This window comes from Methylobacterium sp. UNCCL125, assembly GCF_900116795.1.
Taxonomy (GTDB): domain Bacteria; phylum Pseudomonadota; class Alphaproteobacteria; order Rhizobiales; family Beijerinckiaceae; genus Methylobacterium; species Methylobacterium fujisawaense.
Genome location: NZ_FPBW01000023.1, coordinates 79,261 through 104,073, shown reverse-complemented (window position 1 = coordinate 104,073; position 24,813 = coordinate 79,261). Strand labels below are relative to the sequence as shown.

The 24,813-nt window shown below is 70.5% G+C and carries 22 protein-coding genes; 14 read left to right on the top strand and 8 right to left on the bottom strand.

All coding sequences use genetic code 11. The annotated features are described in order from the left end of the window. Positions 1-42: 42 nt before the first annotated feature. Complete coding sequence (locus tag BM396_RS22525) at positions 43-1,257, top strand: ABC transporter permease (protein WP_043384821.1); 1,215 nt, start codon at positions 43-45, stop codon at positions 1,255-1,257. A 393-nt stretch (positions 1,258-1,650) separates the two neighbouring features. Continuing rightward, positions 1,651-2,190 carry a Ros/MucR family transcriptional regulator gene (locus BM396_RS22520; RefSeq protein ID WP_043346338.1) on the top strand — a complete coding sequence of 180 codons (540 nt, stop codon included), beginning with the start codon at positions 1,651-1,653 and terminating at the stop codon, positions 2,188-2,190. A gap of 142 nt (positions 2,191-2,332) precedes the next feature. Here the strand turns inward: BM396_RS22520 and BM396_RS22515 are convergent, their stop codons facing one another. Continuing rightward, the gene (locus tag BM396_RS22515) at positions 2,333-3,766 is read right to left on the bottom strand and encodes an FAD-linked oxidase C-terminal domain-containing protein (protein WP_043384819.1); all 1,434 of its coding nucleotides are present in this window, start codon (positions 3,764-3,766) and stop codon (positions 2,333-2,335) included. Positions 3,767-3,994: 228 nt separating this feature from the next. On the opposite strand from BM396_RS22515, the gene BM396_RS22510 reads away from it, so the two are divergent. Next, the gene (locus BM396_RS22510) at positions 3,995-5,020 is read left to right on the top strand and encodes a KpsF/GutQ family sugar-phosphate isomerase (protein ID WP_043346349.1); all 1,026 of its coding nucleotides are present in this window, start codon (positions 3,995-3,997) and stop codon (positions 5,018-5,020) included. A gap of 103 nt (positions 5,021-5,123) precedes the next feature. On the opposite strand, the gene BM396_RS22505 is transcribed toward BM396_RS22510, so the two are convergent. The 3 genes from BM396_RS22505 to BM396_RS22495 form a co-directional block, all read right to left on the bottom strand. After that, positions 5,124-5,960 (bottom strand): SHOCT domain-containing protein, encoded by an 837-nt coding sequence (locus tag BM396_RS22505; protein WP_078947378.1) that lies wholly within the window; start codon positions 5,958-5,960, stop codon positions 5,124-5,126. Positions 5,961-6,116: 156 nt separating this feature from the next. Then, on the bottom strand, positions 6,117-6,716 hold the full coding sequence (locus BM396_RS22500; RefSeq protein WP_043384817.1) for a nitroreductase family protein: 600 nt from the start codon (positions 6,714-6,716) through the stop codon (positions 6,117-6,119). 93 nt (positions 6,717-6,809) lie between these two features. Then, on the bottom strand, positions 6,810-7,877 hold the full coding sequence (locus BM396_RS22495; RefSeq protein ID WP_043346353.1) for a GSCFA domain-containing protein: 1,068 nt from the start codon (positions 7,875-7,877) through the stop codon (positions 6,810-6,812). Between the two features lie 74 nt (positions 7,878-7,951). On the opposite strand from BM396_RS22495, the gene BM396_RS22490 reads away from it, so the two are divergent. Further along, a complete protein-coding gene (locus tag BM396_RS22490; protein ID WP_043384815.1) occupies positions 7,952-8,986 on the top strand; it encodes a WcbI family polysaccharide biosynthesis putative acetyltransferase in 1,035 nt (344 codons plus the stop codon). Positions 8,987-9,055: 69 nt separating this feature from the next. Here the strand turns inward: BM396_RS22490 and BM396_RS22485 are convergent, their stop codons facing one another. Next, positions 9,056-9,460, bottom strand: coding sequence for a response regulator (locus tag BM396_RS22485; protein WP_043384812.1), 405 nt, complete (start codon positions 9,458-9,460; stop codon positions 9,056-9,058). A gap of 352 nt (positions 9,461-9,812) precedes the next feature. Between BM396_RS22485 and pal the strand changes: the two genes are divergently transcribed. The 6 genes from pal to glmM all read left to right on the top strand — a co-directional run bounded on the left by pal (position 9,813) and on the right by glmM (position 16,936). Further along, entirely contained in the window at positions 9,813-10,307 is a 495-nt protein-coding gene (pal, locus tag BM396_RS22480) for a peptidoglycan-associated lipoprotein Pal (protein ID WP_043346359.1), read from the top strand. 112 nt (positions 10,308-10,419) lie between these two features. Beyond that, positions 10,420-11,406, top strand: coding sequence for a tol-pal system protein YbgF (ybgF, locus tag BM396_RS22475; protein WP_043384810.1), 987 nt, complete (start codon positions 10,420-10,422; stop codon positions 11,404-11,406). After that, positions 11,394-12,566, top strand: a complete 1,173-nt coding sequence (gene tilS / locus BM396_RS22470) for a tRNA lysidine(34) synthetase TilS (protein ID WP_348273026.1) — start codon at positions 11,394-11,396, stop codon at positions 12,564-12,566. Before ybgF ends, tilS begins: the two co-directional genes overlap by 13 nt. A 3-nt stretch (positions 12,567-12,569) precedes the next feature. Beyond that, complete coding sequence (ftsH, locus tag BM396_RS22465) at positions 12,570-14,492, top strand: ATP-dependent zinc metalloprotease FtsH (RefSeq protein WP_043346363.1); 1,923 nt, start codon at positions 12,570-12,572, stop codon at positions 14,490-14,492. 223 nt (positions 14,493-14,715) lie between these two features. After that, on the top strand, positions 14,716-15,462 hold the full coding sequence (locus BM396_RS22460; RefSeq protein ID WP_043346365.1) for a sulfite exporter TauE/SafE family protein: 747 nt from the start codon (positions 14,716-14,718) through the stop codon (positions 15,460-15,462). 133 nt (positions 15,463-15,595) lie between these two features. Further along, a complete protein-coding gene (glmM, locus tag BM396_RS22455; protein ID WP_043384857.1) occupies positions 15,596-16,936 on the top strand; it encodes a phosphoglucosamine mutase in 1,341 nt (446 codons plus the stop codon). Between the two features lie 4 nt (positions 16,937-16,940). On the opposite strand, the gene BM396_RS22450 is transcribed toward glmM, so the two are convergent. Next, positions 16,941-17,279, bottom strand: a complete 339-nt coding sequence (locus BM396_RS22450) for an MmcQ/YjbR family DNA-binding protein (RefSeq protein WP_043384808.1) — start codon at positions 17,277-17,279, stop codon at positions 16,941-16,943. 277 nt (positions 17,280-17,556) lie between these two features. Between BM396_RS22450 and BM396_RS22445 the strand changes: the two genes are divergently transcribed. The 3 genes from BM396_RS22445 to BM396_RS22435 all read left to right on the top strand — a co-directional run bounded on the left by BM396_RS22445 (position 17,557) and on the right by BM396_RS22435 (position 19,913). Then, positions 17,557-18,525 (top strand): outer membrane protein, encoded by a 969-nt coding sequence (locus BM396_RS22445; RefSeq protein WP_043384806.1) that lies wholly within the window; start codon positions 17,557-17,559, stop codon positions 18,523-18,525. A 252-nt stretch (positions 18,526-18,777) separates the two neighbouring features. Continuing rightward, positions 18,778-19,677: an outer membrane protein gene (locus BM396_RS22440; protein WP_043384804.1), complete on the top strand. Its 900-nt coding sequence runs from the start codon at positions 18,778-18,780 to the stop codon at positions 19,675-19,677. Further along, positions 19,677-19,913, top strand: a complete 237-nt coding sequence (locus BM396_RS22435; protein WP_051044635.1) for a hypothetical protein — start codon at positions 19,677-19,679, stop codon at positions 19,911-19,913. The genes BM396_RS22440 and BM396_RS22435 overlap by 1 nt, the downstream gene beginning before the upstream one ends. Positions 19,914-19,929: 16 nt before the next feature. On the opposite strand, the gene BM396_RS22430 is transcribed toward BM396_RS22435, so the two are convergent. Beyond that, complete coding sequence (locus BM396_RS22430) at positions 19,930-20,478, bottom strand: HNH endonuclease (protein ID WP_043346385.1); 549 nt, start codon at positions 20,476-20,478, stop codon at positions 19,930-19,932. Positions 20,479-20,987: 509 nt separating this feature from the next. Here BM396_RS22430 and BM396_RS22425 point away from each other — a divergent pair. Further along, positions 20,988-23,720 carry a DUF3772 domain-containing protein gene (locus tag BM396_RS22425; protein WP_043384802.1) on the top strand — a complete coding sequence of 911 codons (2,733 nt, stop codon included), beginning with the start codon at positions 20,988-20,990 and terminating at the stop codon, positions 23,718-23,720. Here BM396_RS22425 and BM396_RS22420 read toward each other — a convergent pair whose 3' ends face one another. Then, positions 23,721-24,743: a diguanylate cyclase domain-containing protein gene (locus BM396_RS22420; RefSeq protein WP_043384800.1), complete on the bottom strand. Its 1,023-nt coding sequence runs from the start codon at positions 24,741-24,743 to the stop codon at positions 23,721-23,723. Positions 24,744-24,813 lie beyond the last annotated feature (70 nt).

Genomic DNA, 24,813 nt, shown 5'->3' with positions numbered 1-24,813 from the left:
GGCAGCGGGATGGCGCGCGGCACGGGCCGGGAGACAGCACGGATGAACGAGGTCACGCGTCCCGGCGAGAGCGAGGTCGTGCCCGCGCCGATGCCCGGCGCCCAGCCGCTGGTCCTGCGGCCGGACGAGGGGGCACCGGTCCCGGTCGCCGCCGCGGGCCGGCGTACCCGCCTGTCGCCGCTCAACCGGCGCCGCCTCGACAATTTCCGCCGCAACCGGCTCGGCTACGGGTCGTTCCTGATTTTCGCGGTCCTGTTCGTCCTCAGCCTGTTCGCGGAATTCATCGCCAACGACCGCCCGATCCTGCTGTCCTACAAGGGCGAGTGGCTGGTCCCGGTGCTGGTCGATTATCCCGAGGAGAAGTTCGGCGGCTTCCTCGCGACGACCGATTACCGGTCCTCGGAGATCCGCAAGGAGATCGTGGCGAACGGCTGGGCGCTCTGGCCGCCGATCCCGTTCTCGTACGACACGATCAACGAGGATCTGCCGACGCCGTCGCCGTCCCCGCCCACCTGGATGCTCACCGACGCGCAATGCCGGCCCGTGGCCGAGAAGCTCGGCGGCACGGGCTGCGCGGACATTCCCTGGCACTGGCTCGGCACCGACAACACCACCCGGGACGTGCTCGCGCGGGTGATCTACGGCTTCCGAATCTCGGTGCTGTTCGGCCTGATCCTGGCCGCGGTCTCCTCGGTGATCGGCGTCGTCGCGGGGGCCGTGCAGGGTTATTTCGGCGGCTGGGTCGATCTCGCCTTCCAGCGCTTCATCGAGGTCTGGGGCGGCATCCCGACCCTCTACCTGATCATCATCATCTCGGCCTTCATTGCCCCGGGCTTCTTCGTCCTGCTCGGGATCATGCTGCTGTTCTCGTGGGTGGCGCTGGTCAGCGTCGTGCGCGCCGAGTTCCTGCGAGCCCGGAATTTTGAATACGTCCGGGCCGCGCGGGCGCTGGGCCTGTCGAACATCCGCATCATGACGGTTCATCTGCTGCCGAATGCCATGGTGGCGACCCTGACCTTCCTGCCGTTCATCCTGAACGGCTCGATCACCACCCTGACGTCCCTGGACTTCCTCGGCTTCGGCCTGCCGCCGGGCTCCCCCTCCCTCGGAGAGCTTCTCGCGCAGGGCAAGGACAATCTGACCGCGCCGTGGCTCGGATTGACCGGCTTCCTGGTCATCGCCGTGATGTTGAGCCTGCTCGTCTTCGCCGGCGAGGCTGTGCGCGATGCCTTCGATCCGCGTAAGACTTTCGTCTAACGTCGCGATCGGCGGGCGAAAATGACGCAGGCGCCCCGCCCGTCTTTCCACAACTGTACGAAGATCGAGCGTTGTCCCGGCATGACCGCAGGGCAATCGTGAGCGATCGTCTAGGTGCGCCCTCGGTCCGGGCGGTAAAGGTCTCTGCCGCCAGCGAAAACCCGGCTCCAGGATCCGGCTAGCATTCGTGGGACCGGCGGGGATAAAGCGCTTCAGAAGTGCGCCTCAAGTGCCATCAATGCAACCATACCCTGTAAGCCCAGCCGCGTGATCGAGGTTTAGACTTCTGCACGATCACAGATAATTGTATGAATCGCCTTGCATTTTCTGGACGCTGTCTTAACTCGCGAAAAGTGAGGATCCAACCAGGCTTTTGCGCCGAGGAAAGAGAGAATGTCAGAAGCTGCGCCGACATCGCAATTGGACTACATCGAACGGACCGTGGACGTCGTCGCGGCCTACGTTTCCAACAACTCGCTACCCTCGGCCGATTTGCCGGCCCTGATCGCGAGCATCCATGAGGCCCTGAACGCGATCGGATCCGGCCCGGTCGCCCCGGCGACCGAGAGCGTCGAGCGGCCGACGCCGGCTCAGATCCGCAAGTCGATCCGCCCTGACGGACTGGTCAGCTTCATCGACGGCAAGTCGTACAAGACGCTGAAGCGCCACCTGACCAAGCACGGGCTCGATCCGCAGAGCTATCGGGAGCGCTACGGCCTGCCGGCCGATTACCCGACCACCTCGGCGAACTACTCGGCCCAGCGCTCGGCTCTCGCGAAGAGCCTCGGTCTCGGCCAGCCGGGCCGGTCTCAGTCCGCCGACAAGGATGCGGAACCCGCTGACGAGGCGGTCTCCGCCCCCGCCCCGAGCCGGCGCAAGGCTTCGGCCGCCGCGACCAAGCCGCGTGCCGGCCGCAAGGTCGAGGCCGCCTGATCGCGGCGGCGGAAGCCGGACGGTCGTAGGCGCGCGATCGGAGACGGTCGCGTCCTCACCGTCCGCAGGTCCTGCAGGGCGCCCTGGCGCGCTGTGGGTTCAGGCCGGCTGCGGTCCGGCCAGACGGTCACGCGGCCGCCGATCAGGCCGCGAGCCGCCCATCCAGCGGAAAGACCTTGGCGGGGTTCAGCATCCAGTCCGGATCGAACACCGCCTTCACCCGCATCTGCTGCTCGAGATCGACCTGATCGTACTGGAAGCGCATCAGGTCGCGCTTCTCGATGCCGACGCCGTGCTCGCCGGTGAGGCAGCCGCCCACCTCGACGCAGAGCTTCAAGATCTCGTCGCCCGCGGCCTCGGCCTTCTGCAATTCGCCGGGCGTGTTGATGTCGAACAGGATCAGCGGATGCAGGTTGCCGTCGCCCGCGTGGAACACGTTGGCGACCCGCAGGCCCTTCCCGGCGCAGATCGCGCCGATCCGCTCCAGCACCGGACCGAGCTGGCCGGTGGGGATCGTGCCGTCCATGCAGATGTAGTCGGAGATCCGGCCGGTGGCCCCGAAGGCCGATTTCCGGCCCTTCCAGATCGCGGCCGATTCCGCCTCCGAGCGCGAGACCCGCACGCTGGTCGGGCGGAAATCCTTGGCGATCGTCTCGATCCGCGCCAGCATCGCGTCGCACTCGGCATCCGAGCCCTCGACCTCGATGATCAGCATCGCCTCGGCGTCGCGGGGGTAGCCGGCCTGGGCGAAATCCTCGGTGATGAGGATCGCCTCGCGATCCATGTACTCGATCGCCACCGGGATGATGCCGGCCGCGATGATCGCGGCCACGCAGTCGCCCGCATCCTCCACCTTCGAGAAGCCGACCAGCACCGGCCGCGCCCCTTCCGCCGCCCGCAGGATCCGCACGGTGGCCTCGGTGACGATGCCGAGCTGACCCTCCGAGCCGCAGACGAGGCCGAGCAGGTCGTAGCTGCCGCTGTCGAGGTGTTCGCCGCCGATCTCCACCACGGTGCCGTCGTTGAGCACCAGGGTGACGCCAAGCAGGTTGTTGGTGGTCACGCCGTATTTCAGGCAGTGGGCGCCGCCGGAATTCATCGCGATGTTGCCGGCGATCGTGCAGGCGAGCTGGCTCGACGGATCGGGGGCGTAGAAGAAGCCCTCGTGGGAGACCGCCCCCGAGATGGCGAGGTTGGTGATGCCGCTCTGCACCCGGGCGGTGCGATTGGCGAAGTCGAGGTCGAGGACCTTGGTCATCTTGCCGACGCCCAGGATGATCGCGTCGGCCTGCGCGATGGCGCCGCCCGCGAGCGAGGTGCCGGCGCCCCGGGGGACGACCCGCACGTTGTTGGCGTGGCAATAGGCCATCACGGCGGCCACTTCCGCGGTGGTGGAGGGCAGCACCACGGCGAGCGGCATCTGCCGGTAGGCGGTGAGCCCGTCGGTCTCGAAGGCCCGGCGCTCGTCCTCGCTGACCACCAGCGCCTCCGGCGCGACCAGGGGCGCGAGGCCGGCCAGGATCGCGTCGCGGCGGGCGAGGATCGCGGGATCGGGGTCGGGGAAGCGGATGGTCATGGGGCTTGTGCCCTCCTTGGGCCCGCGGCGCGGGGTGGCATGCGGGATGGCGTGCCGGCAGCATGGACCGCGGCGGCCGCGCCTTCAACCGGCGTGCGGCGCTGCGTCGTCCCCGCGTCACATTTCAACCACGACGGCTGCCTAGCGTCGCCGGACACGCTTCGCTGCGCCGATCCGCGAGCCCGGCCCTCGGTGCCGGATCCGGTCGACGGGTCCAGAACGGAAACGATGAACGCTCCCGCCTCCAGCGCCCTGCGCGACGATCGTTACGACGCGCCGTCGGCGCATCTCGCCACCACCCGTGACCTCGGGATCCGCAGCCTCCAGCTCGGCATCGCGGCCCTGCAGGAGGCGAGCGCGGCCTTCCAGGGCCGGCTCGGCGCGGCCTTCGAGGAGGCGGTGCAGACGATCCTGCAGAGCAAGGGCCGGGTCATCGTCAGCGGCATCGGCAAGAGCGGCCATGTCGGCCGTAAGATCGCCGCGACGCTGGCCTCCACCGGCACGCACGCCTTCTTCGTCCACCCCACCGAGGCGAGCCACGGCGACCTCGGGATGATCGCCCGGGACGACGTCATCATCGCCCTGTCGTGGTCGGGGGAGACCGCGGAGCTGTCCGACCTCGTCGGCTTCAGCCGCCGGTTCTCGATCCCCCTGGTCGCCATCACCCGCAACGGCGAGAGCACGCTGGGCAAGGCCGCCGACGTGCTGCTGGAACTGCCCCGGGTGCGGGAATCCTGCCCGCACGACCTCGCGCCGACCTCCTCCAGCCTGATCCAGCTGGCCCTGGGCGACGCCCTGGCGGTGGCGCTCCTGGAGCGGCGCGGCTTCACCTCGGCGCGCTTCCACACCCTGCATCCCGGCGGCACCCTGGCCGCCCGCCTCAAGACCGTGCAGCAGGTGATGCACGGCCCCCAGGACATGCCGCTGGTCCACGAGACCGCGCTGATGTCAGAGGTGCTGATCGAGATCGCGGCGCGGCGCTACGGCTGCGTCGGCGTCACGGACGCGGCCGGGCGCCTCGTCGGCATCGTCACGGACGGCGACCTGCGCCGCCACATGGGCCCCGCGATCCTCGACACGCCGGTCACGGACATCATGACCCGCGATCCGATCACCGTGGAGCCGCACAAGCTCGCCCAGACCGCGCTGGAACTGATGAACCGCCGGCTGATCACGGCGGTCTTCGCGGTCACGGATGGACGGCCCGTGGGCATCGTGCACGTCCACGATCTGCTGCGCGTCGGCATCGTCTGAGGCCGTTCGGAACCGGCGGGTCCGATCCTCGCCCCCGTCCTGAGGCCTCCGCCGCGCTGCGGCCCCTCGGGATGAGGACGGAGGGTCGGACGACCGGCGCCGCTCACAGCCGCGCCAGCAGCTCCGCCTTCTTGGTCGAGAATTCCGCATCGGTGAGCACGCCGCGCGCATGGAGCGCGGCCAGACGCTCGATGGTGGCGAGCACGTCGTCCGATGATGACCGATCCGGCGCAGGCGCTGCGGCGGGACCCTGGATCCCGGCCGCATCCACCGGATGCGGATCCGCCGGGTGAGTGCCCGCGGGGTAAGTGTCCGCGGGGTGAGTGTCTCCTGGGCGTGGATCCGCTTGGCGCGGCGCGGCGACCTCCGCCTCGATCCGGCGCAGGCGGTCGAGGGCGACGGCTCCGGCCGGCCCGGTGAAGCCGAGGCTTCCATCCGCCTGCGACACGCCGGTGATGCGGTGCTCACCGGTGTCGTAGAGAGCCACCCCCGCCCCCGATTCGACCGCGAGCCGCCGGCTGTCCGGGAAATAGGCGTAGCGCAGCCCGTTCTGCGCACCGGTGCTCGCCGGGTTCCCGAGACCGGCCGGCCACCACTCGCCGCCGCCCCGGAGGGCCGCAGGGGCCGCATCCGAGAAGCCGCCCGCCGGGAGCGCCCCGGCCAGCTCGGTGCAGAGCGCACCGACCCGCGCCTTCAGCGCGTCGTCGAACATCCGGCCGACCATCACCATGCCGCCGGCGAACCACTGGCCCATGCCGCCGAGATCCGGATGGTCGAACTGCGCCATCGTGCCGTGGCCGCGCTCCAGCGCCTGCACGAGATGGCGCACCGCATCCAGGCTGACCCCGTGGCGCTCGGCCACGCTCTGCAGCCCCGAGGCGTGGTCCAGCGGTCCGTCATCGAAGAAACCGTCGCGCGGGGCGCTGTCGGACGGGTTCATGAGCCAGCTCCCGATTCGTCGCAGGGCGGACCGGATCGGTGCAGGCCCGGCGATCCGCCGCCCGGCGTGCCGGGCCTGCGGCGGTGAGCCCCAGGCCGGCCACGACGTTGCGCTGCGGACACAATCCCTGGTCGAAGGCACCGGTTCCGGCCCGTCTCAGTCCGCGGCGGGCGGGAACGGACCCGCGATGGTGAAGTCGGCGATCGGCCGGCGGCCGTTCGGCGTCTCGCGGGGCCGCTGCTCCTCGGTGAGTTCGGCCTCGGGCGTCTTGCGGCCGACCGCGAAGGCGGCCTCGATCCGGTGGTTCTCGGGCAGGCGCAGGATCTCGGGGGCACGGACATGGTCGAAGCCGACCATGCCGTGGGCGTGCCAGCCCTGGTGGATCGCCTGGAGCTGGAAGGCCAGCGAGGCGGTGCCGGCGTCGAAGGAGTGGCTGTAGGAGGGCTTCAGCTCGTCGCCGACCTTCATGAGCCCGTTCGAGACCAGGAACAGGATCGCGCCGGTGCCGGATACCCATTTCTGGTTGCCGGGCACGAGCAGGCCGAGGAAGGTCTCCCAGTGGGCGTCGCCGCGGAGCGCGTAGAGGAAGCGCCAGGGCTGCGAGTTGTAGGCGGAGGGCGACCAGCGCGCCGCCTCGATCATCCGCATCAGCTCGGCTTCGGGCACGGCCTCGCCCGTGAAGGCGCGGGGCGAGTGCCGCTTCACGAAGACCGGATCGATGTCGTGGTCGGCGCGGCGGGGCGGGGGCAGGCTCAAGGGATTCGTCTCCGAAGGGCGGGGCGCCCGGGCGGCCGAGCTTGCCCGAAACGCCTGCCCGGAGGCAAACCCGATGCCGACCCGATGCCGACCCTAGGCCACGCTGCGCTCGATCTCCTCCTCGTCGCAGATCACGCCGGCATTGCCCTCGAACTCCGCCGCGAGGTCCACGGGGGCGTGGGTCGGCGCCGGCGAGACCCGGTCGCGGGCGAAGGTCGCCAGGAACAGGCGCATCACGTGGCGGACGCCCGCATCGTTGATGGTGCGCTGGTCCTCGTTGTAGTAGCGCCCGGCATTCACGTTGCTCGTGACGATGTCGTAGGCGGGGAAGTAGACTGCCCGCGGGTCGCCGCGGCCGACCACCTCGCCGGCCGCCACCCGCAGCACCGACTTGGAGTAGCTGTTCGACTCCATCACGTGCCGGTCCATGTAGGTGGCGATCATCGGCACCGGCGAGACCGTGAAGATCACCCGCGCCTTCGGGTTCACGCTCCAGAGCCGGTCGAGGAAGCCGTTGAGGTCGCCGAGCACCTCGCCCGCGCCGGCATTGACGCATTCGTAGAGGTCCGGATCGAAGGTCCCGCCCGCGACCCCGGGGGCGAGCGGCAGCGCCGCCCCGTCGGCCCGCCAGCGCCAGCCTTCCGTGAGGCCGAGCGTCAGCACGAACACGTCCAGGGTCTCGAACAGGCGGCGCACCTCGGCGAGATGCGCGTCGCGCGCCGCGACCACCTCGGCCTCGCTGGCGAAGCCCGCCGGCTCGACCGTGGGGCGGAACGGGTCGACGTAGCGGCCGTCGTCCCGCAGCCACGCCTTCAGCTCCGGCTCGAACTTGCCGTAGGCCCGGTCGAACAGCTGCACGAACTGGCGTGTGTAGTAGAGGTTGCCGTAGCGCGCCGAGAACGTGCCGAACTGCCGGGCATTGGCCTCCTCGGCGCTCATGCCGGGGGGCGGCGGCTCGGTCAGGTAATAGTTGAAGCCGGCGCCGCGCACCGCCTCGGCCACCCGCTGCGCGAAGCAGGAGCCGCCGGTGGCGACCTTGTCGGTCGGCCCGATGACGAACGTGTCCTTCGGGTGCGGATTGACCGCGAAGGGCGGCACGTTGGTGACGACCTTGCGCCAGAATCGCTCGGCCGGTAGACCCGTATACGGATTCAACGCCATCTTCGAACCCTCTTCTTCACGACGGCGGCAGGCCCTCGGGGGCGCTGACCCGTCCGCTGACACCGGCACGCGACGTGGCCCTGAACGACCTGCCCCGGCGCGCCCGCAGCGCGTTCACCCTCGCGACACCCAGTTGGGCGCCCACCTGGGCGACACCATGGCGGAACCGCGCCCGCGCCGCCACGACCCGTGACGGGCCGAGCATCGCGGTGCTGGGCAATTGCCAGGCGCGGGGCATCGCCCGGGCCATGCGCCTGCTCGCGCCGAAGAGCCCGGTCCGCTACCTGCCCATGGGCTCGCTGAAGCGCGACCACGGCCATGTCGACGGCTTGATCCGGACCCTGCGCGCCCACGACCACGTCTTCTCGCAGGCCTTCCCGGCCGGGCTGATCCCGGGCGGCGACGTCGCCACTCTGCGCGCGGCCGACCCGCGGCTCAAGCTCTTCCCGTCGATCGTGTTCTCGGCCTTCCACCCGGACATGGTCTATGCCGGCCAGGCCTCGGACCTCGCCGCCCTGAAGCTCGCGCCGTCGCCGATGGGCCAGTACCACTCGGCGATCGTCCTCACCGCCCACCGGCTCGGCCTCGAGCCGCAGCGCACCGCCGGCCTGTTCCGCGAGGAGGTGTTCGCCCGCCTGGGCTATCTCGACCATTGGGATCCGGCGGTGCGCGAACTCGTCGGCGCGGCGGATGCCCTGGGCTTCGGGCTGGAGCGGGAGGTGACCCGCTGGGCGCGCCGCGGCGCCTTCATGCACCTGATGAACCATCCCAAGGTCCATGTCCTCGGCGACATCGCCCGGCGGCTGCTGCTGGAGAACGGGCTCACGCCCGAGCCCGTGGAGATCGAGGATTACCTCGGCGACGAGCTGGCTCAGGACGTGGTCTGGCCGCTCTACCCGCCCATCGCCGAGCATTTCGGGCTGACCGGCTCATACCTGTTCAAGGCCAAGCCCCGGGGCGACGACTTCCCGGTGCTCTACGACCTCTCGGGCTTCATCGCGGCGAGTTTTGCCATCTACGACGCGACGTCCCCTGGGGATCTCGCCTGTCCCCGGGTGGACGCTTGGCTCGCCGCGCCGGAGATCGTCGCGCTGTTCCGGCGCGGTTGAGGCCGTCTCCGGCCGTGAAGGGCGTCCGACCGAAGGATGCGGACGGCCCGTGATCCGGGAGGCGGCGTCTCAGCCTGCCGTGCAGAGTTGGCTGCCGCAGTCGGTCGCGCCGAGGCCCTCGACCATCATCCGGACCAGCCGGTTGACCTCCTGCACCTGGAAGGGCTTGCGCAGGAACAGACTGCCCGGCACGCCGCTGCGGCGGTTCGTGTCCGTCGAGGAGTAGACCACCGGACGGTCCGGATGGATCGCCCGGAAGGCATGGGCCACGGTCCAGCCGTCGATCAGCCCCGGCAGGTGGATGTCGGTGAACAGCCAGTCGATCGCATCGCCCCGGTCGCGCAGGACGGTCAGCGCCGCCTCGCCCGTCGAGGCCTCGATCACCCGGATGCCGTGCGTCTCGCACAGGCTCGCGATGATCTCGAGGAGCAGGTAGCTGTCCTCGACGATGAGGACGCACTGGGCGGGGCGCATGACGGAGGTCCGGTTTTCGGCCCGTCGATTAGGAAGCGTTAGGGTTGAGGATTCCTTAAGGTCCCGGCCGGAACCGTTACGGTGCGGAAGCCCCGCGCCTGTTGCCGCGCCGCAACCGACACGGCCGAAATGGCCCTTCGCCTCCGTCCGCCCCGCCGCCGCCGCATTCCGGGCGTGTCCCGGGTGCGTCAGCGCACGCCATCGCTCGGTGCGGACCGTCACCACGGCCGCCGCGCCGCGCGACGGAACCGTCGCTTAACCATCCCCGCCTACCAACGGCGCCAGGACTATGCGGACCCGCCTCGAAGACCCGCAGCCGGCCTTCGGCACCGCTCGAGGAGTTTTTCAGACCATGCCCCAGCGTTTCCGCGCCGCCGCCCTCGGCCTCGCCCTCGTCGCCGCCCTCGGCCTCGGCGCCTGCAGCAACGACAAGGACCTCGCCGACGCCTCCGCCTTCGGGGCCGGCGCCGCGACCCCGGGCAGCGCGCAGGACTTCGTCGTCAATATCGGCGACCGGGTCTTCTTCGAATCGGATTCCACCGACCTGACGCCCACCGCGACCGCCACCCTCGACAAGCAGGCCGCGTGGCTGCAGCGCTACCCGCGCTACACCTTCATCATCGAGGGCCATGCCGACGAGCGCGGCACCCGCGAGTACAACTTCTCCCTGGGCGCCCGCCGGGCCCAGGCGGTGAACGACTACCTCGCCACCCGCGGCATCGCGGGCAACCGCATGCGGACGGTGTCGTACGGCAAGGAGCGGCCGGTGGCGGTGTGCAACGACATCTCCTGCTGGTCGCAGAACCGCCGGGCGGTGATCGTCCTCGACCGCGGCGCCGGAGCGTAAGCCGTCGCGACGCGTTACCCGGAGGCGGCCCCGGCCGCCGCCGCGCCGCAGTTTTGCCGCGGTGCGGCGCATCTGTTAGGGCCTCGCGCCGCCACCGGATCGCACCCCCACCATGTCCGCCCGTCTTCGCACTCGCCTCGCGCTCACCACGATCCTGGGAGCCGTGCTCCTCGGCCACCCGGCCGTCGCGCAGGACGCCTCCGAGCTGGTGGTGCGCCTCGGCCGCATCGAGAACCAGTCCCGGCTCATGGCCGGCCAGATCGAGACCCTCCAGTACGAGAACCGCCAGCTCAAGGAGCAGCTGCGCAAGTTCCAGGAGGACGTCGAGTTCCGCCTGAACGAGGGCAAGGGCGGCAAGCCCTCGGCCGCTCCCGCGCCGTCGGGCCCCGTCAACGGCGGGAATCCGGGCGCCGGACGCCCCGGCAAGCGCGGCGACGCCTTCGACCCGGCCCAGGCCCCCGGCGCCCCGGGCACCCCGATGCAGCTCGGCAGCACCCAGCCCTCGGCGCCGCTGCCGCCCCGGGAGGCCGTCGAGGCGGCCGAGGCTGCGCCCCGGCCGCAGCGCCTGCCGCAGGGCGCGATCAACGGGGAGGACGAGGACGCGGAGGCCAGCGCCCCCGGCTACGACGAGCCCGTGGACCTGCGGCCGCCGGCCCGGACCGGGGCGATCCCGGCGCGGCCCTCCGAGAGCGTCGCGGCAACGCGGACGGGCGATCCGGCCGCCGATTACGATGCCGCGGTCGAGCTGTACCGGGCCAAGCAGTACGAGCAGGCCGAGATGGGCCTGCGCCAGTTCATCCAGTCGCATCCCCGCGACAACCGCGTCGCCGGCGCGACCTACTGGCTCGGCGAGAGCTACCTCGCCCGCGGCCGCAACCGCGAGGCCGCCGAGCAGTTCCTGAAGGTCTCCACCGACTACGCCCGCTCCTCCCAGGCGCCCGATGCCATGCTGAAGCTCGGCGTCACGCTCAACGCGCTCGGCGCTCGCGAGCAGGCCTGCGCGACCCTGGCCGAGCTCGACCGGAAATTCCCCAATGCCGGCAGCGGCGTCCGTCAGGGCGTCGCCCGCGAACAGAAGCGCGCCCGCTGCGGCGCCTGAGCGACCCGGGCGACCCGGTCCTCGGCGCCCTCCGCCCCTGGCTCGATCCGGCCGCGCGCGGCGGGCGGGGTGTCCTCCTCGCCGTCTCGGGCGGCCCCGATTCGAGCGCCCTGCTGTATGCCGCCGCTGCCCTGCGCGACGCTGGCCCGGTCGCCGTGCAGGTCGCCACCGTGGATCACGGCCTGAGACCGGGCTCGAAAGCCGAGGCCGAGGGCGTCGGCCGTGCCGCCCGGGATCTGGGCCTGCCCCATGCACTCCTGACCTGGGCGGGCGCGAAGCCCGGCACCGGCCTGCAGGATGCGGCCCGCACCGCCCGCTACGCCCTGCTCGCCGCCCAGGCCGCGACGATCGGCGCCGGTCTCGTGCTCACCGGACATACGCAGGATGACCAGGCCGAGACGGTGCTGATGCGGCTCGCGGCCGGCAGCGGCCTCGCGGGGCTTGCCGGCATGCGCGCGGAGCGGACCTTGGCCGCCGGCCTCAGCCTCGGGCGCCCGTTCCTGCATCTGCCGAAGGCGACCCTGGTGGCGTGGTGCGAGGAGCGCGGCATCGCGTATGTCCGCGATCCCGCCAATGGGAATCCGCGCTTCGCCCGCGGCCGCCTGCGCGAGGCTTGGCCGGTTCTGGAACGCGAGGGCCTGACCCCGGCGCGTCTCGCCCGGCTCGCCGAGCGCGCCGCCCGCGACGAGGCCGCGCTCCGGAGCGCGGCGGAGCAGGCCCTCGACAGGATGGGGCGGTCCGGACCGGAGACGGGGGCGGGGACGGGGCTGCGCCTCGACGGAGCCGCTCTGGCGGTTCTGCCGGATGCCGTGGTCCTGCGCTGCCTCGATCTCGCCCTGACCCGGGCCGGCGCGGCACCGCGCCGCCTCGAACGCCTCGAGGCCCTGGTCCTCGAATCGCTCCTGCCGGCCCTGCGCCGCCGTGAACCGATCCGGCGCACCCTGGCGGGGTTTCTCGTCTCCGCCGATTCGGGGGGAGCCGTGAGCCTCGCCCCCGCTCCGCCGCGCCGAAGCAGGGGGGCAGGTGCTGCCCTCGCCGCAGGGGCTCCCGAATTACTTGGCAAGGGAGAGCCCCCCGCCTACATTGGTGACGTGTGCACGGATGGACCGGAACAGCCGCGTGGCATGTCCGTCCTGGGGGTCGCACGCGCCAAGGATTGATCGATGAACCCGAATTTTCGCAACTTTGCCTTGTGGGTCGTCATCTTCCTGCTGGTGCTGGCCCTGGTCACCCTGTTCCAGAACCCGGGGCACCGGGGCGGCGGCAGCGAGATCGCCTACAGCCAGCTCCTGAACGACGCCGATGCCGGCAAGATCCAGTCGGTGGTGATCTCCGGGCAGGACGTGTCCGGCACCTATGTCGGCGGCGGCAACTTCACGAGCTACGCGCCCAACGACCCGAGCCTGGTTTCCAAGCTCCAGGGCAAGGGCGTGCAGATCACCGCCCGTCCGCCGTCCGACAACACCCCCTGGTTCATCCAGCTCCTCGTGAGCTGGCTGCCGATCCTGGTCTTCATCGGCGCCTGGATCTTCCTCTCGCGCCAGATGCAGTCCGGCGCCGGCCGCGCCATGGGGTTCGGCAAGTCGAAGGCGAAGCTCCTGAACGAGGCCCATGGCCGCGTGTCGTTCGACGATGTGGCGGGCGTCGAGGAGGCCAAGGAAGACCTCCAGGAGATCGTGGAATTCCTCCGCGACCCCCAAAAATTCCAGCGGCTCGGCGGCCGGATCCCGCGCGGCGTGCTGCTCGTCGGCCCGCCCGGCACCGGTAAGACCCTGATCGCCCGGGCGGTCGCGGGCGAGGCCAACGTGCCGTTCTTCACCATCTCGGGCTCGGACTTCGTCGAGATGTTCGTGGGCGTCGGCGCCAGCCGCGTGCGCGACATGTTCGAGCAGGCCAAGAAGAATGCCCCCTGCATCATCTTCATCGACGAGATCGACGCGGTCGGCCGCCACCGCGGCGCCGGCCTCGGCGGCGGCAACGACGAGCGCGAGCAGACCCTGAACCAGCTCCTCGTGGAGATGGACGGGTTCGAGGCCAACGAGGGCGTCATCATCATCGCGGCGACCAACCGCCCCGACGTCCTCGACCCGGCCCTGCTGCGGCCCGGCCGGTTCGACCGCCAGATCATGGTGCCGAACCCGGACGTCACCGGCCGCGAGCGCATCCTGCGCGTCCACGTCCGCAAGGTGCCGCTGGCCCCCGACGTCGACCTGAAGACCATCGCGCGCGGCACCCCGGGCTTCTCGGGCGCCGACCTGATGAACCTCGTCAACGAATCGGCCCTGCTGGCGGCCCGCCGCGGCAAGCGCATCGTGACGATGCACGAGTTCGAGGACGCCAAGGACAAGGTCATGATGGGCGCCGAGCGGCGCACCCTGGTGATGACCGAGGACGAGAAACGGCTCACCGCCTATCACGAGGGCGGCCACGCCATCGTCGCCCTCAACGTCCCGGCCACCGACCCGGTGCACAAGGCGACGATCATCCCCCGCGGCCGAGCCCTCGGCATGGTCATGCAGCTGCCCGAGCGCGACAAGCTCTCCATGAGCTTCGAGCAGATGACCTCGCGGCTGGCGATCATGATGGGCGGGCGCATCGCCGAGGAGATGATCTTCGGTCAGGACAAGGTCACCTCGGGCGCCCAGTCGGACATCGAGCAGGCGACCCGCCTCGCCAAGATGATGGTGACCCGCTGGGGCTTCTCGCCGGAGCTCGGCACCGTCGCGTACGGCGACAACAACGACGAGGTCTTCCTCGGCATGTCGATGGGCCGGCAGCAATCGGTCTCCGAATCGACCGCCCAGAAGATCGACGCCGAGGTCCGCCGCCTCGTGGAGACCGGTCTGGAGGAGGCGCGCCGCATCCTGGCCGAGCACAAGGACGACCTGGAAGCCCTGGCGCAGGGTCTCCTCGAATACGAGACCCTCTCGGGCGAGGAGATCCGCAACCTGCTCAAGGGCCAGCCCCCGATCCGCGACGGCGGCGACGTGCCGCCGACCCCGGCCCGGGGCTCCTCGGTCCCCTCGGCGGGCCGCGGCCGGCCGAAGGAGAGCGACGGCGGCCTGGAGCCGCAGCCGCAGGCCTGAGGCACGGACAACAGCACGACCACCGGAAAGGGCGCCCCGCGGCGCCCTTTTTCGTGCCGGCGCCGGATGCGACGGGCGCACAGACCGCGTCGGCAGCCGCCTGTGACAATCCGGACGGCTCGTTTATGACTCGGCCGCGCCAACACGGCCGAAGCTTCGGTGCCGCCCACCCGGGGGTTGGGCCGGACTGGCCAAACGCTCACCCCGTCGCAGAAACGCTTCCATGCCGGTCTCGACCTATCTCGTCGTCGCCCTGGGCGCCGGCGTCGCCGGCTTCGTGCAGGGTCTGTCGGGCTTCGCCTTCGGCCTCGTGGCCCTGTCGTTCTGGGCCTGGGTGATCGATCCGAAGCTTGCCGCCATCCTCTCGGTGGCCGGGGGGCTCGCCGGCCAGATCGTCGCCGCCGTCTCGGTGCGGCGTGGCGTCGATCTCAAGAGCCTCGCGCCCTTCGTGCTCGGCGGCCTCGCCGGTATCCCGCTCGGCGTCCTGCTGCTGCCCAGCCTCGACGCCGACCGGTTCAAGGCCCTGCTCGGCCTCCTGCTGATGGTCTGGTGCCCGGTGATGCTGTTCGCCCGGGACCTCCCGCGGGTCACGGCGGGCGGTCGGATCGCCGACGCCGCCGTCGGCCTTGCCGGCGGTGTCATGGGCGCCCTCGGCGGCTTCACGGGCGTGCTGCCGACCCTCTGGTGCACCCTGCGCCGCTACGAGCGCGACGTGCAGCGCACGATCGTCCAGAACTTCAACCTCGCGATGCTCGCGGTGACGATGATCACCTATCTCGCCTCGGGGATCATCACCCCGCCGGTCCTGCCGATGCTGGCCGTGGTCCTGCTGGCCATGCTGATCCCCACGCTCCTCGGGACCCGGGCCTATGGCGGCATCAGCGAAGTGGCGTTCCGCAGGCTCGTGCTGAGCCTGCTCACGCTCTCGGGCCTCACCCTCTTGGCGTCGGCGCTGCCCCGGCTCCTGTAAACGCCGCGCCGCCCCATTTCGAACGCCTTTGTCGGGAAGCAACCGATTCACCGTCGGGGAGCGTCCGGCTCCGGATTTCACCGAAATCTGCTAGGCTCTGCCCGGCCCGCCCTCGGGTCTCGGAGACGTCATGGTGCGCAAGTATTTCGGAACCGACGGGATCCGGGGCCGGGCCAACGGCGTGATCACGCCGGAGCTCGCCCTCAAGGTCGGGCAGGCCGCGGGCCTCGTGTTCCAGCGCGGCGACCACCGGCACCGGGTGGTGATCGGCAAGGACACCCGCCTTTCCGGCTACATGATCGAGACCGCGCTGGTGGCCGGCTTCACCTCGGTGGGCATGGACGTGCTGCTGCTCGGGCCGGTACCGACGCCGGCCGTGGCGATGCTGACCCGCTCCATGCGGGCCGATCTCGGCGTGATGATCTCGGCCTCGCACAACCCGTTCGAGGACAACGGCATCAAGCTGTTCGGGCCCGACGGGTTCAAGCTCAACGACGCGATCGAGCACGAGATCGAGGGGCTGATCGACGCCGACATGCACAAGCGCCTGTCCGGCTCCAACGATCTCGGCCGGGCCAAGCGCATCGAGAGCGTGCATGCCCGCTACATCGAGTTCGCCAAGCGGACCCTGCCGCGGCAGGTGACCCTGGACGGGTTGCGGGTGGTGGTCGACTGCGCCAACGGCGCGGCCTACCGGGTCGCCCCCGAGACCCTGTGGGAGCTAGGCGCCGAGGTCATCGCCATCGGCACCGAGCCGGACGGCTTCAACATCAACCGGGATGTCGGCTCGACCGCGCCCGCGGCGCTGATCGACAAGGTGCGCGAGCGCCGGGCCGATATCGGCATCGCGCTGGACGGCGATGCCGACCGGGTGCTGATCGTCGACGAGAAGGGGCATGTGGTCGACGGCGACCAGCTCATGGCGGTCGTGGCGCGCTCCTGGCAGGAGGACGAGCGCCTCACGCAGCCGGGTGTGGTCGCGACGATCATGTCGAATCTCGGCCTGGAGCGCTATCTCGGCGGCCTCGGTCTCACCCTGGCCCGCACGGCGGTGGGGGACCGCTACGTCCTCGAGCACATGCGCGCCCACGGCTACAATCTCGGAGGCGAGCAGTCCGGGCACATCATCATGTCGGACTACACGACCACGGGTGACGGCCTCGTGGCTGCCCTGCAGCTGCTGAGCGTGGTGCAGCGGCAGAACCGGCCCGTGAGCGAGGTCTGCCACTGCTTCGACCCGCTGCCGCAGATCCTCAAGAACGTCCGCTACCGGAGCGGCGAGCCGCTCCGCCAGGACAGCGTGGTCAGCGCCATCGAGCATGCCCGCGAGCGGCTCGGCAATGCCGGCCGCCTGGTGATCCGCCCCTCGGGCACCGAGCCGGTGATCCGCGTCATGGCCGAGGGCGACGACCGCGGCCTCGTCAACGCGGTGGTCGACGAGGTGGTCGACGCCGTGACCCGCGCGGCGGCCTGACCGGTCAGGCCGCGGCGTAGGCGGCGCGCAGATCGGGCGGCGCGGTCACGCGCCACGCCCCCAGCAGCGCCGTCCGCAGGGTCTCCTCGTCGCAGAGATCGAGGTCGAGATTGGTCCAGCCCCGGCGTCCCCAGGCGCCGTCCAGGGGCGTGAACAGATCGGGCTCGGCCGCGCACAGGGCGGCCTGATCCGCGGGCGCGAGGCGCAGCACCACCCGGGCCTCCTCGACCCAGAGGGTCGCGAAGACCCGGCCGCCGACCCGGAAGTCCGGGTTGCCGCTGTGCGCGCCCGTCACCGTCTCGGGCAGCATCGGGGCCAGGATGCGTACGTCCTCGGGACCCATGGGGATGTCAGCCGGTGCGGAGCCCGGGCAGCCGGGCGGCGATGGTCGGGGGGCGCATGGGTCCCATCCAAGACAGATGAACCGGACCAACCTGGGGATCCCCGGCGGCAGAGGCAAGCAAGTCGCGTCCGGATAACGGTTTCGACAGGCCGGCAACGGATGCGCAAGCCTAACATTTAACGTTAAGCCGGATTTAAGACGTTGCTTCCATCCTTCGCTGCGTACCCCGGGACCGCGCGCCGCGCGTCCGGCTCACGAGTCCAGTGAAGGAATCTCCATGGCCCGCTCCAAGCTGAACGCTTTGGTGCGTAGCCTGACGCTCGCGGCGAGCGTCGGCGCGCCCTGCCTCGCCGCGGCCGCGGATCTGCTGCTTCCGCCTCCGCCCCCGCCCCCGCCGATCGAGGTCGGCGGCGGTTGGTACCTGCGCGGCGACGTGGGCGCGAGCATCTACACCCGTCCGCGCTACAGCGACGCCTACGACTACACCGGCTATCCGGACGCCAACCGCGCCTTCGGCAACACGATCGGCGGCGGCGGCTTTGCCGGCGTCGGCGTCGGCTACCAGTTCACCCCGTTCCTGCGCGGCGACATCACCGGCGAGTACCGCTACTCGACCGGCCTGCGCGGCAGCGAGTATTACAAGGGCCCCGATTTCGACAACGGGCTCGGGTCGTACGGCGTGAACAAGTCGAGCGGAAACTTCGACTCCGCGGTGGTGCTCGCCAACGCCTATTTCGACCTCGGCACGTGGTACGGCATCACGCCGTTCATCGGCGGCGGCGTCGGCTACGCCTTCAACCACGTCTCGAGCTACTCGACGAACCAGCAATTCACGAGCCCGACCTACGCCTACGATTACACCAATGCCGGCTGCGGCTGCATCCCGTACGCCCCGGTCTACGACCCGAACGGCAACGCGGTGTACAATACCAACAGCGGCAGCAAGTTCTACAAGGACAAGACGACCGGCAGCTTCGCCTGGGCGCTCCATGCCGGTCTCGCCTACAACGTGACCGACGCGCTGAAGATCGAACTGGCCTACCGCTACCTGAACCTCGGCAAGGCCGAGACGGGACCGGGCTTCGTGCCGTGCTGCACCGGCAGCCTGCAGGCGATCAAGGTGAAGGACATCGAGGCGCACGATGTGAAGATCGGCCTGCGCTACTACCTCGGCGGCCTCGTGGCGGCCCCGCTGCCGCCGCTGATGCCGGAGCCGATCCCCGGCCCGCTGGTGCGCAAGTACTGATCGGGCCTCGGTCCCGATCCCACCGACAGGCGATGACGGCGCGGAGGCTCTCCGCGCCGTTTCGCGTTTCCACGCCCCGTTCCGGTCGATCCGGGCCTGAACGCCGCCAATACCCGGCGCGTCACGCCGGGGTTGCAATCTCCGGATTGGAAATCCGTCATCGTGTTCAGCAACGGAGAATTAAGGTTACCGACGTATCACCGGGGTGAGGCTCGATCCGCTGCCGTCTCTTGCTGTCCCAGGACGATCCCGATGCGTACCGTCACCTTTCCGCTGCTGGCGGTTCTCGGTCTCTGCGGCGTGAACACCGCCCGCGCCGCCGATCTGGACTACGATTACCTGCGCGGCGCCGATTACGATCCGGTCCCGGCTCCGGTGGTCGACTGGAGCGGCGTGTATCTGGGCGTCCATGGCGGATACACGTCGGCGGGCCTCGGCAGTCGGGGCGCGTTGCAGCCGCTGATCTACCGCGACTCGCACGACACGACCGGCGAATCCGATTTTCGCGCTTCGACGCTGCTCAATCCGCTGTCGACGCGGGTGGGCTCCGGGAGCTTCGGTGCCTTCACCGGCTACAATGCTCAGTTCGACCAGTTCGTTTTCGGCGTCGAGGCCGATTACACCTATTTCGACCGGATGGGCGTGTCGAGCGATGGGCTTGCGCGCAGCCAGACCACCGCAGCAGGCTTCTATCAAGCGGTGAATCTCTCCGGATCGACGGCAACCCGAGTCGAAGATTACGGCACGCTCCGCGCGCGAGTCGGATACGCGCTGGGCAACTTCCTCCCCTATGTGACCGGCGGCGTGGCCATCGGACGGGCGCGGATTGCCGATACGACGACCTATCAGAACTATGGGTTCAACCTGAACGCCTACAATGCGAATCTGGCCGGAACACCGACCTATGTGAACAGCTTCGGCTACACGAGTTTCAGTTCCACGGCGCCCTACAACGGCACGCCCTACACGTCGATCCAGTCTCAGTCGAAAACCAAGGTGGTCGGCGGTGTCGCGGCAGGGGCTGGCATCGAGTATGCGATTACACCGAACATACTCCTGCGTGCTGAATATCAATATGTGCTGTTCAGTGATTTCGATGGCCACAAGGTCAACTTGAATACCGTTCGCGCCGGCGCGGCCCTGAAATTCTGATGCGCGCCTTGTTCCGCTTGCGGGCCGGGCGCCTGCTCCTCACCGGCGTCGCTCTTGCTCTCGCATCCTCGCCGGCATGGCCGGGAGAACGGGCCGAACCGCGCGTGGTCCGCCGCGTCGTGCGGGTCCGGCCGGTGCCGGCCGTTCCGCCGCCGGTGCTGATACGGGACTACCTGCCGCGCAACCCCAACGTCCCGATGTACAACGAGCCGCCCCGCCGCGAGCCCGTCTGGTAAGGGCCGCGGGCCGCGCTCAGTTCTCCAGCTCGCTGTCCCAGTACAGGTAATCGAGCCAGGTGTGATGGTACTGGCGGTGGTCGAACTCGGGCTGCCGGTGGTGCAGCTCGTAGCGCGTCGGCCGCCGGGGTTCGGTCATCAGCGGCATGTCCGCCTCGGCCGGCGTGCGGTTGGCCTTCCGCAGGTTGCAGGGCGAGCAGGCCGCCACGACGTTCTCCCAGCTCGACAGCCCGCCCCGGGAGCGCGGCACCACGTGGTCGAAGGTCAGGCCCCCCGAGGGCAGCCGCAGGCCGCAATACTGGCAGCTGAACCCGTCGCGCAGGTAGATATTGTAGCGGGTGAAGGCCGGGCTGCGGGCCAGCGCCACGTAGTTCTTCAGCGCGACCACGCTCGGGACCCGCAGGGAGCGCGAGGGCGACCGTGCCTCGACGTCGTAGCTCGCCACCAGGGTGACGCGGTCGAGGAACAGGGCCGTGAAGGCGTCCTTCCACGACCAGAGGGAGAGCGGATTGTACGAGAGCGGCCGATAATCCGCGTTGAGGACGAGGGTTTGGAGATCCATCATCGGCGCGACTCTTCGGACTAGCTCTGGCGCGGAGAACGCGCGGGACCAGGCCGCCGCCCCGCCGGCCCGTCCGAACCGGCCCGCGGCCGATGCAGGACGAGCCGGCGCGCGGAGCGACGGCTTGACGGGAGAGGCGGAGGGAACAACAGGGCGGCGGGCCGGCGCGTGGGGGCGCCGGTCGATGCGGTAGCATCCGGAACGCGGCCGGGCCGGGCCGGCATCGCCACCGGCCGCGCCCTTTCGCGTAGCGACGAAAAGGCCCTGTCCATCAGGTGTTCATCTAATCCCAGCGTGACACCCTTGTGAAGCTTTTCCGGATGGGCCGCGGGGACGCACCCACAGCGGCCGGCTGGCGCCGGATCCGGCGCCGGGGTGGGCAGGGGCACGCTTTCGCCCTATTGCTCGCCCAGAGCGCCCGGCCGCCAGGAGGCCCGCCCGGTCCCCGATCGCCGCCGATTCGCCGATGCCGGACCCCGGCCGGCCGCCGTGCGCCCGACGAGAGGTTGCTCATGCATCATATCCCAGCGCGGATCCGGAAGCCGGAAGGCGCGTCGCGCCTGTCCCGCCTGCTCGTTCTGTTCGCCGCGCTGGTGTTCGCAACCCCGGCGGCCCTGACCCTGCCGGCCTTCGCCCAGGATCCGGCGCCCGCCGCCAAGCCCGCGGATCACAAACCCGCGGACGGCAAGCCCGCGCCCGAGGCCAAGCCCGCGGACGGCAAGGCGCCGGACACGAAGGCGCCGGACACGAAGGCGCCCGACGCGCAGGCGACCGGCGCGAAGCCGTCCGAGGCGAAGCCCGCAGCCCCGCCGGCCGCCAAGGCCGAAGTCCCCGAGCAGTTCAAGAAGGTCCGGGCCAAGCTCGACGCCGCCAAGGCCGAGCTCGACGCCCGCGAGAAGCAGCTCGGGCATACGGACCTGACGGTGGCCGACCTCACGGCCATCCGCGACAGCGCCGTCACGGTCACCGACGAGATCCGCACCCTGGTCACCCGGCTCGACGCGCCGCTGGAGGCCGCGCGCGAGCGCCTCGCCCAGCTCGGTCCGAAGCCGAAGGACACCCAGGAGAGCGCCGATGTCGCCGCCGAGCGCGGCGAGCGCGAGGCCGCCGTCACCCGCATCGACGAGACCCAGCGCCTCGCCCGCGCCCTGGTGGTGCAGGGCGATCAGATCGTCGACCGGGTCTCGAACCGCCGCCGCGAATCCTTCACCCGCGACCTGCTCCAGCGCTCCCAGCCCCTGGTCGGCCCCGGCCTCTGGACCAAGGTGATGGGCGACGTGCCCCGGGACACGCGCGCCCTGCAGAGCGCCGTCTCGGATATCGGGCTGCTGTTCTCGCGCAACGGCAGCCTCACCAACCTGCTGTTCCTGGGGCTCGCCTTCGGGATCTCGGTGGCGCTGTATTTCGGCCGGCGCAACATCGCCCCCAAGGGCGCCCGCCGGGACGCCGCCCGGACCGATCCGTCGCGGCGCGCCGTGATGCTCGCCGCCTGGCGGGTGATCCTGCTCGGCACGGTGCCGGCGGTGGCCGGGTCCTACGCGGTCTACTACGCGCTGGACGCCACCAACCTGCTGCCGTCCCGGCTCCTGCCGGTGGCCGCCGCGATCCTCGGGGGGCTCGCCTTCATCGCCTTCGTGGAGGCCCTCTGCGACGGGCTGCTCAGCCCCGAGAAGCCGGCGTGGCGGCCGGCCCCGGTGAGCGATGCGGCGGCCACGCGCCTGACCCGGCTCGCGGTCGGCATCGCCACGGTGATCACCGTGGTGAAGTCCGTGGAGGCCCTGAATTCCGGGATCTCGGCGGCCCTGCCGATCTCCATCGCCACGCGGGGCATCGGGGCGGTCGCCACGGCCCTGATCCTGGCCGTCGGCCTCCACCGCTTCGCCGATACCGAGCAGGAGGAGGAAGCCTGCTTCGGCCCCTACGTGCCGACCAAGACCACCACGGGCATCGGCGGGCCGGCGCGGCTGCTCGGCTGGGCCGCGGTGGCGCTGATCGGGCTCGGCGCGCTGGTCGGCTACGTCGCCTTCGCGGCGTTCCTGATCGACCAGCTGATCTGGGACGCCAGCGTCCTGGTCCTGCTTTACCTGCTGGTCCAGAGCGTCGACATCTTCGTCGGCCGCGCGCTCAGCGACGAGACCCGGCTCGCCACCACGCTCCAGGCCAATACGGGCCTGCGCAAGCGCTCGCTGAACCAGATCTCTGTCCTGGCGACCGGCGCCGCCCGGCTCGTCCTGTTCCTCGCGGCCGCGATCCTCGTGCTGGCGCCCTGGGGCCTGGATTCCACCGACATCGTCTCCTCGGTCCGGCAGGCCTTCTTCGGCTTCAAGGTCGGCGACGTCACGATCTCGCTCTCCAGCATCGCCTTCGGGATCGGCATCCTGGTGGTCGGCGTGTTCATCACCCGCGGCGTGCAGCGCTGGCTGGAGAACACCTATCTGCCGGCCACGGACCTCGATGCGGGCCTGCGCAACTCGATCACCACGGTGGCGGGCTATTGCGGCTTCCTGATCGCGCTGGCGCTCGCCTTCTCGTATCTGGGCCTGAGCCTGGAGAAGCTCACCATCGTGGCCGGCGCCCTGTCGGTGGGTATCGGTTTCGGCCTGCAGTCGATCGTCAACAACTTCGTCTCCGGGCTGCTGCTCCTGTGGGAGCGCCCGATCCGGGTCGGCGACCAGGTGGTGATCGGCGATCAGGAGGGCATCGTGAAGCGGATCTCGGTCCGCTCCACCGAGATCCAGACCTTCGACCGCTCGGCCGTGATCGTGCCGAACTCGAACCTGATCTCCGGGGTGGTGAAGAACCGGGTGCGGGGCGACCGGACGGGGCGCGTCAGCATCACGGTCAGCGTCCTGCGCAACCAGGACCCGGTCCGTGCGGCCGAGATGATCGCGGCCTGCGCGCAGGGCCATTCCGACGTCCTGAAGGAGCCCGCGCCCCGGGTGGTGTTCAAGAAGATCGGCGATCCCTTCCTGGAATTCGAGCTGCTCGTCTGGATCGTGGACGTGAGCCTCGGCCAGAAGGTGGTGACCGACCTGAACTTCTCCGTGTTCTCGACCCTCTCGGAGGCGGGCTTCATCCCGCCGCTCGGGCCCGGCTCCAGCATCGTCACCGTGCAGGGCCTCGACACGATGCAGAGCGCCATGGGCGAGATCGCCAGCCGCTTCATCCAGCCGACGGATGTCCCGGAGGGGGGCGACTCGGCCCGGGTTCCGCGCGACCGCAGCCTGCGGAGCGCAGGCGGCTGACTAGCCGCTCCCGACGGCGATGCGGACGGCGTTCCCGCCCGCATCCTTGGCGGCGTAGAGCGCCGCATCCGCCCGCTCGAACAGCCGGGTCCGGCTGCCGCCCGTCGCGATGCCGGTCTTGACCTCCAGGGCGATGCCCACGGAGGCGCCGATCCGCACCATCTGTCCGCGATACGGAATCGGCCGGCTCAGGGCGGCGACGATGCGCCGGCCGCACTCCGCCAGCGCGCGGAGATCCACGGGCGCCCGCAGGAGCACGGCGAATTCGTCGCCGCCGATGCGCGCCACGAGGGCCGCGTCCCGGCAGATGGCGGCGAGCCGCGCGGCGGAGCGCCGGATGCACTGGTCACCGGCGATATGGCCATGGAGGTCGTTGACCGGCTTGAACCCGTCGAGGTCGATGAGGATCAGGGCACCGAGGGGATCCGGTCCGGCGCCGGACGATCCGGCGTCGAACTGCGCCTCGAAGGCGTGGCGGTTCGCCAGTCCGGTGAGAGGGTCGCGGTCGGCGCGCCGGCTCAGCTCGGCCAGCCGGGCGATCTCCTCGGTGACGTCCTGCTTGGTTCCGAAGAGCCGGGCTGGCCGTCCGCCCTCGGTCTCGACCGCCGCGCGGATCCGGATCCAACGCGGCCGGCCGCAGGCGGTGCGGATCTCGGCATCGAGCCGGAAGCTCGCGTGCCCGGCGATGGCCCGGCGGCGGATCGACTCCAGCAGCCGCCGCGAGGCCGGCTCGTAGAATTCCAGGATCCGCGGGCGGTGCAGCGCCGCGCCCCGGGGGATGCCGAACAGATCGTGGACTCCCCCGGACCAATCGAGGGCGCCGTCATCCAGGCGGCACGACCACAGCCAAGTCCCGGCGGCGGCCAGGGCATGCTCCTGACGCGCCAGCAGGCCGGCCTGCGCACGGATGATCGCCTGCTGCAACGCGAGCGTCGCCGCGGCGTCGGGATCGGTGGCCGATTCGGCCTGGGCCGACGGGCCGGCAGGCCCATCGACGGCGCGATCGCGGGGCGTCTCCAGCATGGTCAGGGAACGCTCGGTCGTGAGGTCGGTGCACGTTTAGACGACAGGTCTTTGAGGAAGCCCTAATCGT